This window comes from Rhodococcus sp. MALMAid1271 (assembly GCF_049195265.1).
GTDB lineage: Bacteria > Actinomycetota > Actinomycetes > Mycobacteriales > Mycobacteriaceae > Rhodococcoides.
On record NZ_JBMIRQ010000118.1, the window covers coordinates 1 to 203 of the forward strand.

Sequence of the window (203 nt, forward strand, 5' to 3'; positions counted from 1 at the left end):
AGTTCCGCCGCGACGTCATCGCTGTTGCACGCAAGGGCGAGGCCCCATTGCGTCAGATCGCAAAGGACTTCGGAATATCCGAGGGCTGTCTGCATCGGTGGCTGAAGATCGCCGACCGCGACGACGGCATCGAACGAGGCACGACGCCGGCCGGCTTGGACGAGTCCGCCGAGCTACGGGAGGCCCGCAAACGGATCAAGCTC

General features: G+C 65.0%; 1 protein-coding gene. It reads left to right on the forward strand.

All coding sequences use genetic code 11. The features are described 5' to 3' along the window. Window positions 1-203, forward strand: a 203-nt coding sequence (locus tag ACOQFP_RS22530) for a transposase (RefSeq protein WP_421585582.1), incomplete at both ends; no start/stop codon positions are given.